The sequence below is a fragment of the Streptacidiphilus sp. PAMC 29251 genome (assembly GCF_054208735.2).
In genome coordinates this window covers 4,424,907-4,439,316 of record NZ_CM135725.2, presented here as the reverse complement: position 1 = coordinate 4,439,316, position 14,410 = coordinate 4,424,907, and the positions used below count along the sequence as shown (strand labels likewise).

8 protein-coding genes are annotated in these 14,410 nt (G+C 70.4%); 5 read left to right on the top strand and 3 right to left on the bottom strand.

Going from position 1 to position 14,410, the window contains the following annotated elements:
* Window positions 1-72 precede the first annotated feature (72 nt).
* Window positions 73-2,361 carry an ATP-binding protein gene (locus tag ACXKR8_RS20820; protein ID WP_462100616.1) on the top strand — a complete coding sequence of 763 codons (2,289 nt, stop codon included), beginning with the start codon at window positions 73-75 and terminating at the stop codon, window positions 2,359-2,361.
* Here the strand turns inward: ACXKR8_RS20820 and ACXKR8_RS20815 are convergent.
* The 3 genes from ACXKR8_RS20815 to ACXKR8_RS20805 form a co-directional block, all read right to left on the bottom strand.
* Window positions 2,348-3,997 (bottom strand): CocE/NonD family hydrolase, encoded by a 1,650-nt coding sequence (locus ACXKR8_RS20815; RefSeq protein ID WP_458274385.1) that lies wholly within the window; start codon window positions 3,995-3,997, stop codon window positions 2,348-2,350. The genes ACXKR8_RS20820 and ACXKR8_RS20815 overlap by 14 nt on opposite strands.
* A 70-nt stretch (window positions 3,998-4,067) precedes the next feature.
* A complete protein-coding gene (locus ACXKR8_RS20810; RefSeq protein ID WP_462100615.1) occupies window positions 4,068-6,920 on the bottom strand; it encodes a glycosyl hydrolase family 95 catalytic domain-containing protein in 2,853 nt (950 codons plus the stop codon).
* A gap of 301 nt (window positions 6,921-7,221) precedes the next feature.
* Window positions 7,222-8,193 carry a LacI family DNA-binding transcriptional regulator gene (locus tag ACXKR8_RS20805; protein ID WP_458274383.1) on the bottom strand — a complete coding sequence of 324 codons (972 nt, stop codon included), beginning with the start codon at window positions 8,191-8,193 and terminating at the stop codon, window positions 7,222-7,224.
* 268 nt (window positions 8,194-8,461) lie between these two features.
* On the opposite strand from ACXKR8_RS20805, the gene ACXKR8_RS20800 reads away from it, so the two are divergent.
* The 4 genes from ACXKR8_RS20800 to ACXKR8_RS20785 all read left to right on the top strand — a co-directional run bounded on the left by ACXKR8_RS20800 (window position 8,462) and on the right by ACXKR8_RS20785 (window position 14,409).
* Window positions 8,462-9,742, top strand: coding sequence for an ABC transporter substrate-binding protein (locus ACXKR8_RS20800; RefSeq protein ID WP_458274382.1), 1,281 nt, complete (start codon window positions 8,462-8,464; stop codon window positions 9,740-9,742).
* Between the two features lie 82 nt (window positions 9,743-9,824).
* Window positions 9,825-10,724 carry a carbohydrate ABC transporter permease gene (locus tag ACXKR8_RS20795; RefSeq protein ID WP_458274381.1) on the top strand — a complete coding sequence of 300 codons (900 nt, stop codon included), beginning with the start codon at window positions 9,825-9,827 and terminating at the stop codon, window positions 10,722-10,724.
* Window positions 10,721-11,626 (top strand): carbohydrate ABC transporter permease, encoded by a 906-nt coding sequence (locus tag ACXKR8_RS20790; protein ID WP_458274380.1) that lies wholly within the window; start codon window positions 10,721-10,723, stop codon window positions 11,624-11,626. The genes ACXKR8_RS20795 and ACXKR8_RS20790 overlap by 4 nt, the downstream gene beginning before the upstream one ends.
* The gene (locus ACXKR8_RS20785) at window positions 11,623-14,409 is read left to right on the top strand and encodes a laminin G domain-containing protein (RefSeq protein ID WP_458274379.1); all 2,787 of its coding nucleotides are present in this window, start codon (window positions 11,623-11,625) and stop codon (window positions 14,407-14,409) included. The genes ACXKR8_RS20790 and ACXKR8_RS20785 overlap by 4 nt, the downstream gene beginning before the upstream one ends.
* The last annotated feature ends 1 nt before the right edge of the window (window position 14,410 follow it).

The window sequence follows — 14,410 nt, the reverse complement described above, 5'->3', positions numbered from 1 at the left end:
AATTATCGGTGGCGGGGGCGCGAAATGACGTTTGGGCCGAGCCGCAGACGGGCCGGTGACCTTCCCGTCGAGGTGACGGCGCTCGTCGGCCGGACCACGGAGGTCGCCGAGGTCCGCTCCGCCCTGCGCTCGTCCCGGCTGGTGACCGTGACCGGCCCCGGCGGGGTCGGCAAGACCCGGATCGCGCTGCGGGCCGCCGCGGGCATCGCCGAGCAGTTCGAGCACGGGCTCTGCCTGATCGAGCTCTCCGACCTGCGCGACCCCGAACTGCTGCCGCACACCCTGGCCGCCAGCCTCAACCTGGACCGGCAGGACACCCGCTCCGCGCTGGAGACCGTGCTTGAGCACCTGCGCGACCGGCACATCCTGCTGGTGCTGGACACCTGCGAGCACCTGGTGGACGCCTGCGCGCTGCTGGTCGACACGCTGCTGCGGGAGGTCGCCGGGGTCGCCGTGCTGGCCACCAGCCGCCAGCCGCTGGACGTGCCGGGGGAGTTGATCTGGTCGGTGGCGCCGCTGCCGATCGAGGCCGAGGGCGGGGACGCGGTGGAGCTGTTCACCCAGTGCGCCGCCGCCGCCGTGCCGGGCTTCGTGGTCGACGAGGGCAACCACGCGGACGTGCTCCGGCTGTGCCGGCACCTGGACGGGATGCCGCTGGCGATCGAACTGGCCAGCGTGCGGCTGCGCGCGGTGGACCTGGCCGAGCTGGTCGACCGGCTCGACGACCGCTTCCGGCTGCTCACCGGTGGCCGCCGGACCGCGCTGCCGCGGCACCAGACCCTGCGCGCAGCCGTCGAGTGGAGCTACGACCTCTGCACCGACCAGGAGCAGCTGCTGTGGTCCCGGCTCTCGGTCTTCGCCGGGGCCTTCGACCTCGCCGCCGCCGAGGAGGTCTGCGCGGCCGGCACCCTCAGCGGTGAGGACCTGCTGGTGGCACTGGTGGGCCTGGTCGACAAGTCGGTGGTGCTGCGGGTGCAGGAGTCCGGATCCTGCTACCGGATGCTGGACACCCTGCGTGAGTTCGGCGCCGAACGGCTGATCGCCAGCGGCGAGGAGAGCGCCCAGCGCGAGCGGCACTTCGCCCGTTACCTGGCCCTGGCCCGGCGGTTCGACCAGGACTTCCTGGCCGACGACCAGATCCCGCAGTACCGCCGGCTCCGCGCCGAGCACGCCGACCTGCGGCTGGCCATCAAGTACGCCCTCTCCATCCCCGGCGGCGACGCCAAGGCCGCCGCCCTGATCGGGCACATCTGGGGGTTCTGGCACATCGCCGGGCTGCACACCGAGGGGCGGCACTGGTACGCGAAGATCACCGACCGCTACCCGGGCCGGGTCCGTGAACGGGCCTGGGCGCTGGCCCAGAGCAGCTACCTCGGCGCGTTCCAGGCCGACCCGCTGGCGCTGACCCAGGCCGAGGAGTGCGTGTCGATCGCGGACGAGCTGAACGACCCGGTGGTGGCCGGCCGCGGCCGGGTCTACCTGCACCTCTCGCTGACCTTCATGGGCCGCCACGAGGAGGCGGCCGTGGCCGGGGCGGAGGCCCACGCCCTGCTGGAGGCCGCGGGCGACCGGGTCGGCCTGGTCACCCTGGAGACCCAGATCGGCCTGATGCACCAGCTGGCCGGGGACCACGACAGCGCCATCGCCCCCTGTGAACAGGGGTTGGGGCGGCTGGGCGAGCACTCCACCGAGGGCTGGGTGCGCGGCTACCTGCACTATGTGATCGGCGTGGCCCGGTTCGGACGCGGCGAGCACGACCGCAGCACCCAGTCCGCGATCACCGCGCTGCGGATCAAGTACGAACTGGGCGACGGCGTCGGGATGGCGTACTGCCTGGAACTGCTGGCCTGGCTGGCCGCGCGCGAGCAGCGCTACGCCGACGCGGTCTGGCTGCTCGGCGCCGCCGACCCGCTGTGGCAGCGCGCCGGGGCCCGGCTCGGCGGCACGGTGATCCTGGAGGAACTGCACCAGGCGGCGGTGCGCTCGGCCAAGGAGGCCCTGGGCGCCGACCGCTGCGAGGCGCTGCGGCACGAGGGGACCAGCGAGGCGCTGGATCTGGTCATCGCCCGGGCGACCGAGCTGACCCACCGCAGGCCGTCCGCGCGTCCCGGACTGCTGCGCGGCCGAACCCCGCTGACACGGCGTGAGAACGAGGTGGCGCTGCTCGCGGCGGACGGCAGGTCCAACCGTGAGATCGCCGAGTACCTGGTGATCTCCAAACGGACCGTGGACGCCCATCTGGAGCGCATCCTGGCCAAGTTGGACATTCCCTCCCGGGGGCAGATCGCCGCCCGGATCCGGGTCGATCCCGGCAACGGCGTCCAGGGGGCCGTGGTCGGGCGTCCCGCTACGGCGGGCTGAGCGGCAGCACCGGCAGTACTGGCAGCACCGGCAGCACGATCCGCGACGGCCGGGCCGCGTCGTGGTGGACGGTCTGCTCGGCGGTCCCGGCCAGGGCGCCGGGATTGCGGTCCCAGCGGGGGAAGTTGCTGGAGGTGACCTGCACCCGCAGCCGGTGGCCGGTCCGGAACACATGGGCGGTGGACCAGAGGTCGATCGCATGCTCCTGTTCCTCCGTGCTGTTGACGTCGACCCGCCGAATGCCGTCGGCGATGGTGCGGGACACCCCCGCGGGGTCCACGTCGCACAGCCGGACCACCCAGTCGGCCGCGGGCGCCGAGGAGGAGGCCGTGACCAGGGCCCGGATCCGGCCGATCACCTCCAGCGCGGTCGGCAGCGGTGCGCTGGTGTACACCAGGACATCGGCACGTTCTTCTGTCCTGCGCTGGTCCAGCGGTCCGGCCGGGTAGTCGTCGGTCAGCAGCACCGGGCCGCCCCAGGTCGGCACCGGGTCGGCCGGATCGTGGCGGAAGCGGTCGGCCGGCTCGTCCGGGCCCGGCGGCTCCGGTGACAGCACCCCGTCGGAGCGCAGATACCAGGCGGTGTCGACGGCCGGGGGCGGCCAACGGTCCATTCGGCGCCACTCGTTGGCGCCCATGACGAACAGCAGCACCGGCGGCGTGGCCCGGGCCGGCGGCTGCTCCGGCCGCAGTCGGAGGTCCAGCCAGTCCAGCTCGCGGGAGCGCAGCGAGCCGCCGCCGTCGATCCCGGCCGCGTCCGCGCCGGGGCCGAAGTCGACCTCGCCGACCAGGCTGGTCTGGTTGTTGTGCGACCAGGGCCCGACGATCAGCGCGGCCGGCTGTCCACTGTCGCGGGCGCCGCAGTGGTTGTCCAGGCTGCCCTGGAGGAAGGAGTCGTACCAGCCGGCCACGGTCAGCGTCGGTGCGGTGAGCCGGTCCAGGCCGTCGCCGACCCGCTGGATCTCGGGGGAGCCGGGGGCGCCCGGCACCGGCAGGTTCAGCCGGGCCAGCGTGGGCAGGGCGGAGCTGGGCAGCTCCCAGTAGGTTCGGGTGGGCAACTCCCTTACTGCTTCGTCGAGTTCGGTCAGTTTTCGGTGCAGCTCGGCGGGCCGGTCGGCATGGCGTCGGCGCAGCAGGTCGGCGGCCAGGGTGAGGGTCCACTGGGTCATCAGCCCCAATTCGCGGGCGCCGCCCCGGGCGAACAGCCCGTCGGCGGGGTCGGACCAGGTGAACTCCGTTGCGGCGGAGAGAAGTTCGGGTGTTTTGGCGGCGAGGGCGGCCCACTGCGCCTGGCCCAGGTAGCTGGGCCCGTACATCCCGACCCGCCCGTTCGCCCCGGGCAGGCGGGCGGCCCAGCGGACGCTGTCGCAGCCGTCCTCGTGCTCGTTGACCAGCGGCTGCCAGTCGCCCTCGGAGCGGAACCGGCCGCGGGTGTCCTGGATGACGACCAGATAGCCGCGGCGCACCGCGCCCCATGGTTCCAGCAGCTCCAGGATGCGGGCGTCCGCCTTGTCATAGGGCGAGCGCACCAGCAGCACCGGCCAGGGCCCCTCCCCGTCCGGCCGGTAGATGTCGGCGCGCAGCACGGTGCCGTCGCGCATCACCGCCTCGGCGTCGACCTCGACCCGGGTGCCCACGGTGGTTGCTCCTCTCCTTGGGGGCCGGGCGGCGCGGCGGACGCACCGCCGCACCGCCCGGCTCCGGGGTTCAGCTGATGCTGATGTCGTCGACGTAGCCGCGGTAGCCGCCGCTGCCGCCGGGCTGGTCGTAGCCGACCAGGATCCGGTTGATCTGCTTGTTGCTGTTGTTGGTGCCGAGGTTGACGGTGACGTGGTTCCAGGCGTCCAGGGTCAGGTGTCCGCACTGCTGCGCGGGGTGGGCCTGGTGGCCGTTCTGGTCCATGGCTCCGGAGTCGCGCAGGGTGCTGCCGTCGCTGAAGATCAGATCCACGGCGACACAGCTGCTGTTGGTGGATCCGGCCGCGACCCAGGGCGTGGTGGCGCTGCTCTGCGGATAGATCCAGTAGCTGAGGGTCTTGGTGGCGCCGATCGCCAGCGGACTGCCGCTGAGGTCGTAGACCTTGAGATAGGCGTGCGGGTTGCTGCCGCTGGCGGAGCCCGAGTACATCAGCGCGCTGCTGCCGGTGTGCGCGGTCTCGCCGCTGCGCGGGCCGGTCTCCGGGCCAGTGGCGCCGCAGCAGATTCCGGCGACGTTGTTCAGTCCGCCGCCGGTGGTGTCGACGCTGTCGGTCCAGGTCGGCGCGGGGTCGCTGGACTCGAAGCCGGAGCTGAAGCTGCTGCTGGTGCTGCCGCTTCCGGTCTGCACGGCCTGGCCGAGCTCGGTGGTGACGGTGCTGAGCGGCGTCCCCGCCGGGGCGAGGTCCAGGGTGTCGTTGGCCGAGGTGGCGATGGTGATCTTGGTGCCGGAGACCGTGCCGGTGTCCGTGCCGTTGCGGTAGACCTCGACGTTCTGGCCCGGCCAGGGGTTGGTGAAGGTGAAGCCGCCGCCCTTCTGGCTGACCACCCGCTCGTACTGGACGGTGTTGCCGTAGATGCTGCTGGAGACCAGGAAGTCGCCGTAGGCGAGCAGGTCGCCGAACTTGGCGTTGGAGTTCGCGGGCCAGTCCGCGAACACCTTGATGTCGTTCTGGGCCGACTGCAGCAGCATCTCGTCCAGGCCGGAGGTCACCACGTTGATGTTCTCGATGCCGCCGCCGTTGTGATGGACCGCCAGGTTGTTGAAGCTCTGGTTGGCGGCCTCGTCGTGCAGGTTGGTCATGATGGTGGCGGGGTTGTAGCCGACCCTGGCCGCGGCGGTGTAGAAGGTGCCGGGGGCGTTGCCGCCGTTCCAGGCGGCGGTCAGCTGGTCGACGGTGTTGCGGGCGGTCTGCAGCAGGGTGGAGCTGCTGTCGAGGCCGACCTGGTTGCCCGGGTAGACGGCCTGGATGTCGATGTCGTTGCCGTCGTTGACCCAGTCCGCGCCGACCGAGGTCTCCCGGAACACGGTCTGGCTGTTGCGGGTCATGGTGGGCAGCGGGGCGAGGTGGGTGTTGATGTTCTGCCAGGTGGTGCGGGTGCTTGCGTCCTGGCCCAGGGCGGTGCTGATGTCGGTGAGCCCCTGGAACAGCTGGTGCACCAGGCCCAGCGACAGGATGCTGTTGGTCTGCGGGTAGGCGTCGTCCTCCTGCGGCGCGTCATTGGTGATGTTGTAGGTGCCGCCGGAGTCCAGGGTCAGGTAGTTCTGCCAGAACAGCCCGACCTGCTTGAGGTAGGGGTAGACGGTGGCGGCGTAGGTGGTGTCGTGGGTGTACTCGTAGCGCATGACCATGTCGCTGGCCAGGTTCACCGCGTTGGACTTCTGGTTGTGCAGGCTGGTGTCCGCGCTGGTGCCCTTGGGGGAGATGCCCACCGGGTAGAGCACGCCCTGGAACCCGTTCTGTGCGGCGAGCGCCTGGCCGGCCGACATGTAGTCGAGGACCGGCTGGTCGTAGGAGGCCATCTGGTCGATGTGGTTGGTCGACAGCGCAGCGTAGAACGGGGTCTGGTAGTTGTAGTTGGTATGGTAGTCACCGTTCCAGTTCATGTTCCCGGTGATCCAGTTGCCCCACAGCCCGGGCGCGTACTTCCCCGGGCGGGAGACCGAGCCCAGCAGGTACAGCGAGCCGTACCAGCTCTTCTCGACCGACTTGTCCGGGATCTCCACGAAGGACTGCGACCAGTAGGTCTGCCACCAGGCCTGGTGCGAGTTGCTGAGGGTGTTCAGGTCGGCCTGCTGCAGGCTGCTGACCAGGGAGTCGGCGGTGGCCTGGAAACTGGTGCTGTCGATGCTGCTGACGATGCCCGAGGTGAAGGTGTAGGTGGTGCCGGGCTGCAGGGTGAGGCTGATCCTGTTGCCGGAGACGGTGGGGCTGCCGCCGATCACCCGGGAGGCCATCCGGGCCAGCGGGTTGTTGGAACCGGCGGTGTCGGCGGCGACGTCGGCGTTGAGCACGCCGCCGCTGCTGGACACGGTGGGGGTGCCGCCGGCGCCGTTCTGCACGGTGAAGCTGGCGTTCTGGCTCGCCGAGCCGCTGAGGGTGACCGAGGTGACGAAGAGGTTCTCGGTGGCGGACATCCAGCTGGTGGTGGTCAGGGTCGAGCCGCCGAGCCCGTACGTCCCCTTGACCTGGGCATGAGCGATGTCCTGGACCACGTGGTAACTGGCGCCGGCCATCCCCGGCACGGCGAGGACGATCCGGCCGAGCGGCTTGATCGCATGGCTGGCGGCGGAGAAGAAGTCGTTCTTGCCGAGGTAGAAGGTCTGGTTGTCGATCGACCCGCCGACCGCGACCCCGACGTCGCCGTTGCCCAGCTCCGGCGCGTCCACGGTCTCGCCGGAGGTGAGCTGGGTCGGCGGGGTGGTCCAGACGCCCTGGTACTGCGAGACGACGCGCATCGCCTGGTTGGCGGTGACCGTGTCGGCCACCGCCGGCTGGGACACGACAGCCGCCAGGGCCGCGCTGACCAGCGCGGTGGCCGTGGCCGCGCTTGCGGCCCTTCTGAGTAGCAACCTGAGCCTCATGGGCACGTTGCCTTTCTTGGGCTTGACCTGCGTCCGCCACGGCGACAGTTTCCACTCGAAGCAGTCTCGGGCGACTGATTCCGGGCATGGCGATGCCCGGGCACACGGCATCAGAAACTGCAGGTGGGGCCGATCTGAGCGGCCGCAGAACGGGTGGGGGGCGGACGCGGATCTGAACGGGCTGCACGTCCGAAAACATTCCGACGCATAGTGCCGCCGGATGCCTGGGGTTGTTTATAGACGTGTTCCCAGGGGGCTGTAAAGGGGTCGGATAACGTTTTCTCCCGACTTCGGGGTGCGGTCAGGGGGCGACCTCCCCCGAGCCGCGGACGATGAGCGTGGTCGGCACCACGACCGTTCGGGCCGGTCCGGCCGGGTTCGCCAGCCGGGCCTGGAGCAGGTCGATGGCCGTTCCGCCGATCTCGCGGTTGCCCTGGGCGACCACGGTCAGCCCTGGGCGCAGCAGGTCGGCCAGCGGGAAGTCGTCGAAGCCGACCAGCGCCGTGCCGGCGAAGTCGTCGCCGAGCTGGCGGATCACCTCGATGGTGGTCGAGGCGTTGCCGGTGACGATCGCGGTGGCGTGGCCCGGGCCGCTGCGCAGCCGGGCCAGCGCCGCCGCGATCCGGGCCGGCTCGATCGGCCCGGGGTGGACCAGGCCCTCGATCGGGGCGCCGATGCTCCGCAGGCATTCGCGGAACGCGGTGGTGCGCTCCAGGCCGGTGTAGATCCGCTCGTCGTCGCCGATGTAGCCGATCCTGCGGTGGCCCTGGGCGGCCAGGTGCTGGAAGGCCTGCTGGATCCCGCCGCGGTTGTCGCTCAGCACGGTGTCCACGGCGATGCCGGCGGCGGGCCGGTCGAAGGCCACCACGGCCATGCCCGAGTCGATCTCGGGCTGCAGGTAGCGGTGGTCCTCGGCGGTCGGCTCGATGATGATCCCGTCCATCCGGCGGCCGCACATGGACATCACCGCCTCCCGCTCGCGGGCCTCGTCGTCGTCGGTGGACATCGCGACCACGTTGAGCCCCGCGGCGCGGGCGGACTCCTCGACCGCGCGCAGCACCGGGTGGGCGTCGGCCATGTTCCGCACCGCCGCGCCGATGGTGCCGCTGCGTCCGCTGCGCAGCTGCCGGGCCCGTTCGTCGGGCTGGTAGCCGAGTTGCTCGATGGCCTCGCGGATCCGCCGGGCGAGTCCTTCGCCCACGGTCGCATCCCCGTTGACCACGCGCGATACCGTGCGCAGAGCGACGCCTGCCTCCCGTGCGACATCGACCATCGTGGGTCTGCGCGGGCGTGGCGGACCGCTCTTGTCCAAGGACCCAGGACCTGGCACGTTGCTTCCCCTCAGTCGATCGTTCATGATCTGCCCCCGCTGCCCCGAGACCTGTCCGTGATCGCGAAGGGGCTTGACACTGCGTCCGGGAACCTTACAGTTCTCGGCGAGACAACGTTATCTCGCCGGGTCGGAACGGTAAACGTTTTCGGCGCCGAGACCCTCAAGAACCTTCACTCCCTGACATCCCACCCCTGAAAGGGACACCCTCATGCTCAGACGAAGTGCTGTTGTGGCCGCTGCCGCGAGCGTGCTGCTGCTGGCGGGCGCGTGCTCGAGTTCCTCGACGAAGACCGGTGCGGCGGGCGGCGGCGGTGCGACGCTCACGTACCTGACCTTCAACACCCCCTCGCTGACCCCCGCCTTCTGGAAGTCGTCGATCGCCGCCGCGCAGAAGACCGTCCCCGGCCTGACCATCAAGCAGGTGGTGGCGCCGAGCACCGACCGCGACTCCTACGCCAAGCAGCTGGAGGCGTCCGGACAGTTCCCGGACCTGCTGCAGTCGATCACCCCGTCGCAGTACACCGACGCCGGCCTGCTGACGCCGTACGACCAGTCCTGGATCGACGCGAACTTCCTGCTGCCGCAGGGCAACGCGATCAAGGGCAAGGTCTACGTCCCGCCGACGAACTCGCAGATCATCCCGCTGGTGTTCTACAACAAGTCGCTGTTCGCCAAGGCGGGGGTGCAGCCGCCGAAGACCTGGGCCGAGTTCATGCAGGTCAACGCCAAGCTCAAGGCCGCCGGGATCACCCCGCTGGAGCTGGGCGGCAACGACCCGTTCGCCGCCGCCATGCCGCTGACCGGCGCGCTCAGCGCGGACGTGCTGGGCAAGAACCCCAAGTGGCTGCAGCAGCGCTATGCCGGGTCGGTGAAGTTCGGCGACGCCGACGTGGTGGCCGCGGCGACCAAGATGCGCACCCTGGTGACCAACGGCTACTTCGAGAAGGGCGCGCTGAACGTCAGCTACGCCGACTCGATCACCCAGTTCAACGCCGGCAAGGCCGCGATGTACCCGATGGGCAGCTGGTACCTCGGCTCGGTCCCCAAGGACCAGTGGAGCAACATCGGCGTGTTCCCGTGGCCCACCGACGACGGCTCGGTCGTGGTGCCGTTCGCGGTCGGCGGCTCGATGGCCATCAGCTCCAAGACCAAGAACGTCGCCGACGCCACCAAGTTCGCCGAGGCCTGGTCGCTGGACCCGGCCAACCTCAAGTCGCTGATCGAGGGCGACGGCGCGTTCCCGATGCTCAAGGGCAAGACGCTGGCCGACTACAAGGTCACGGTGAGCCCGGTCTTCACCGACTCCTTCAGCTTCGTCACCAACACCAACAACAAGGTCAGCTCGATCGGCTGGACCACCAACGACGACGCCATGCCCGGCGCCCTCAACAACGACTTCTACGCCGCCGCCCAGGCGCTGTTCAACACCAATGACGTGCAGGGCCAGATGAACAAGCTCGACCAGGCCTGGACCACCGCCACCAAGTGATCCACGGACCGCACCAACGACCGACTGGCCCTGCCGGAGCGGAGCCCACCACGCTCCGCTCCGGCAAGAAAGGACAGGGACAGTGAAGCCGCTCACGCACTGGTTTCGCGCCGCCAAACAGGACTTCGGGTTGCGGAGCATCGCCGCCCTGGGCCTGCTGCTCTACCTCGTCTTCATCGTCGTGCCGGTGCTGATGAGCCTGCGCAGCAGCTTCACCGACGAGAACCCGCTGAAGTCGGGGAGCAACTACATCGGCTTCTCCAACTACACGGAGATGCTGCACGACAGCGAGCTGCGCTCCAGCGTCGTGTTCACCCTGCTGCTCGCGCTCGGGGTGACGGTGGTGGCCAACACCATCGGGCTCGCTTTCGCCACGCTGCTCAACCGCACTCAGCTCAGCTACCGGGTGCTGCGCACCATCGCGTTCCTGCCGCAGGTGGTCTCCGGGGTGATCGTCGGCTTCGTCTGGAAGACCATCTTCATCCAGGACGGCCTGCTCAACGATGTGCTGACGCGTACTCACCTGGTCAAGGAGCCGGTCGACTGGCTCGGCGACCCGCACCTGGCGCAGCTGTCGATCGGCGTCGTGGTCGCCTGGGTCCTGTCCGGGTTCACCACCGTGGTGTACCTGGCGGCGCTGCAGAACATTCCCGGCGAGCTCTACGACGCCAGCTCCATCGACGGCGCCAGCAGCGGCCAGCAGTTCCGGATGATCACTGTGCGGATGGTGGCGCCGGCCACCACCATCAGCGTCACCATCTCGCTGATCACCGTGCTGAAGCTGTACGACGTGATCGCGGTGCTCACCTCCGGCGGGCCCGCCAACGCCACCGAGTCCACCGCGCAGTACATCGTCAAGATGGCCTTCACCAGCGACCGGTTCGGCTACGCCTCGGCCGTCGCCATGGTGCTGCTGCTGATCTCCGCCGTCATCGCCCTGTCCACCACCAGTCTCCTGCGCCGCAGGGAGGTCGACCTGTGACCGTCCAGCACGCCTCCCCCCGGCTGCCCTCCTCCACCGTCCCCGGACCCGCGGCCCGCCCGCCGCGGCGGACCCCGCGCCTGCTGCTCGGCCGGGCCAGGCTGCTGTTCGCGGTGCTGGTGACGCTGGTCTTCGTCAGCCCGATCTACCTGACCGTGGTCAACGCCTTCAAGCACGAGGACGCGATCGTCGCCGACCCGGCGGCGCCCCCGCTCCACCCCACCCTCAGCAACCTCTCCACCGTGCTGAACCGGCCGGACCACCTGGTGCAGCTGGGCCTGCGCAACTCGCTGATCGTGGTGGTGTGCTCGGTGCTGCTGCTGATCCCGCTGGGCTCGGCGTTCAGCTTCTACATCTCCCGCCGGCGGACCCGGCTGCGCGCCGCGATCCTGGCCCTGCTCGCCGCCGGGCTGATGATCCCGCCGCAGGTGGTGCTGCTGCCGACGATCCACATCCTCACCCTGCTGGGGCTGGACCACACCTATCCCGGGCTGATCCTGTCCAACCTGGGCGGCGGCTACTTCTCGTTCGCGGTCTTCGTCTACGTCGGCTTCATGCGGGCGGTCCCGGACGAGATCGTCGAGGCGGCGCGGATCGACGGCGCCAGCGGCCTGCGGATCTGGTGGAGCATCATCATGCCGCTGGTGCGGCCCGCGACCGCGACGGTCGCCATCTTCCTCTCGCTGTGGATCTGGAACGACTTCCTCAATCCCCTGTTCATCCTCGGCCCGCTGCAGGGCCAGACCATCACCACCGGTCTCTATCTTTCTGTGGGGCAGTTCTCGATGAGTTACGGACAGCTGTTCGGGACCATGTTCCTGGCCGGGATCATCCCCGTGGTCGGCTACCTGCTGATGCAGAGGCAGTTCATCGCCGGGCTGACCGCGGGATCCACCAAGTGACCGCCACGCCGCCGGAACCGTCCGGCCGAGCTCGCGATCCGCTGCTGCCCGAGGGCGAGCTATGTGAGGGCGTGACCGACCTGCCCGAGGGCGTGCCCGACCTCGCCGACGTGTCCGGCGAGTGGGTCGACGCGGAGGACCTGGCGCACCTGCCCTCGCTGCGCAACCAGTGGGGCCAGGGCCACGTCAACCACGACCTCAGTTCAATGTCCTGGCTGGCCGCGCCCCCGTACACCTTCGGCTACCACACCGGGGTGCTGCGCCTGGACGGTGCGGTGCTGCCCGCGCAGCGCTTCCGCTGGAAGCCGTGGGGGGTCCAGCGCGAGTACGTCGACGGCGGGCTGACGGTGTGTACGGACAGCCGGATGGCGCTGTCCGACCAGCAGTTGCTGTGGCAGATCGAGCTGGTCAACGACGGTGACACGACGGTCCGGCACACCGTGTCGCAGGACCTGTTCGCGATGGTCGCGCACACCGAGACCGGCTGGGGCTGGCTCTACGACGTGCCGTGGACGGCAGGCAACCACCATGACTTCATGTCGCTGGAGCGGATCCGCGCCACCACCCGCGCCACCACCTGCGGCGACGGGCCCGCGCAGGGCCGCTATCTGCTCGGCCCGGGGGAGCGCCGGCTGCGGCTGGGCCGGCCCCGGCTGCCCGGCATCCAGCGGGACGCCGACACCGAGGCGATGTCGCTGGCCTTCGAACTGCCCCGGCACGTCAGCCAGGACACCGTCTACCCGCACCGGCACAGCGCCCTGGCCACCCTGCGCGGCCTGCGCCGCTCGGGGGCCTCTGGCGGCGACGAGAGCGGTGCTTCCGTTGTGGAGCAGTGCTCCGAGGGTGAGATCGCGCTGACGGACATCACCAGCGAGGTCGCGCTGGGTGCCCTGGAGCTGACTGCTGGTCAGATATTCGAACTGGAGTTCCGTTCGGACGCCCCGGACCAGACCGGCATCCTGCTCACCCACGGCAACCACCCCGACTCGCTGCAGCTGGGCCTGGACGCTGGCCGGCTCTGGTTCGGCATCTGCGGCGAGCAGGAGTTCGCCGCGCCCCCCATCGAGCCCGGCCGCTGGTACCGGGTCGCGGTCACCCTGGACGAGACCCGGGTCAGCCTGTCGCTGGACGGCGAGCAGGTCGCGGCCACCAGCCACTGGTCGGCCTCGCCGCGCTGGAAGGCGCTGGCCGCCGACTCGCTGGTCAGCGTCGCCGACAGCTGCTCCCCGGCCCGCGCCGCCTACGGCTTCGACACCGCCCCCGACACGGTCGAGGACCTCGGCTCCGGCGCCCGCGCCCACTGGACGATCACCCTGGAGCCCGGCCAGACCCGGAAGATCGGCATCGTTTGCGCCTACGGGGACGACACCGCCGCCGTGGCCGCCGCCGCCTCGGACACCGCGCAGAACGTACCCGGGGCGCTGGCGGCCGGCGAGCGCGGCTACCGCGAGCTGTGGCGCGGCATGTTCACCCCCGGCAACCCCCACTTCAGCGGCCACCTCCCGGCGCTGGTGGCGGAGGATCCCGGCGTCGCCAAGTCCTACTACATGGGCGCGCTGCTGGCCCTCTACATGCGCAACACCAGGATCAGCGACACCGAGCCGATCTTCCTCACCGGCGGCCCGCGGCTGGGCCCGACCACCACGTACTACTGGGACCACACCGAGTGGAGCCGCAGCTACGCCCTGCTGGAGCCGGCCGGCCTGCGCTCCTGGCTGCACCGGGCGCTGTCGGGCCCGTATGACGAGTCGTTCGGCTTCGACACCAGGAACGGCGGACCGCTCGGCAATGAGTACACCGCCAGCCACTACGCGCTGTTCCGGCTGGTCGAGCACTATGTCTGCGTCACCGGTGACCGGGCGTTCCTGGATCAGCAGGCCGGCTCGCGCACGGTGTTCGAGCACCTGGACCACCTGGCCCACGGCTGGCGTGACAAGACCACCGCGGCCACCGGCGGCGTCCTCGCCGACTTCGGCAAGGACCCCTGGCTGCTGCTGGAGTGCGTCCCCAACTACGTCAATGTGGTGGCGTCCTTCAACGCGGCCTATGTGGGCATGATGCGCTCCTTCGCGGGCCTGCTGCGTTCGGTCGGCCGCGACGAGGAGGCGGACACCGCGCTCGCCCAGGCGGACGCCATGGCCGCGGCGCTGCTGGAACTGGCGCTGCCGGACGGCCGGTGGCAGATCAGGCACCCGCAGGGGGACGAGTCCATCGGGCACGTCCTGGACTTCGGGCTGGTCGCCGCGCATCTGCACGAGGACCTCAGCGAGGAACAGCGGGCGGCCATGGTCGACTTTGTCTCGCAGAAGCTGCTGACCACCACCTGGATGCGGGCGCTCGCCGCCGACGACCCGGCCGCCCCGCTGGCCGACCGCCCCGACCACGGCGCGGCCGGGGCCTTCGGCGCCTGGCCGGGGGTGACCGCGCACGGTTTCGCGAAGCTGGGGCGCAAGGACCTCGCCGCGCAGCTGCTCGGCCGGGTCCACGCCGCGGCCTCGGGCGGGCTGTGGGGCCAGGCCATGGAGGTGGTGCAGGACGAGGCGCGGGGCCAGTGGACCCGGGTCGCCGAGGACGGCGTCTCCAACCGCGACTCGGTGGCGGGGGTGGCCACGACCGAGGCGGTGATATCCGGGCTGTTCGGCTTCGAGCCGAGCTTCTGCGGATCCGTGGGGGCCTCGCCTGTGTTGACGACCGTGCATGTGCCCGGCGTAGGCACCTTGTCGAACCTTGGCGCTGCTTCGCCGGCCGACTCCACCGACTCCACCAGCGTAGGGACCAACTGAT

What these genes read in the sequence shown, in the direction of transcription:
- ACXKR8_RS20800 (WP_458274382.1), top strand. Translation starts at nt 8,462, where the DNA reads ATGCTCAGACGAAGTGCTGTTGTGGCCGCTGCCGCGAGCGTGCTGCTG.
- ACXKR8_RS20810 (WP_462100615.1), bottom strand. Translation starts at nt 6,920, where the DNA reads ATGAGGCTCAGGTTGCTACTCAGAAGGGCCGCAAGCGCGGCCACGGCC.
- ACXKR8_RS20805 (WP_458274383.1), bottom strand. Translation starts at nt 8,193, where the DNA reads ATGGTCGATGTCGCACGGGAGGCAGGCGTCGCTCTGCGCACGGTATCG.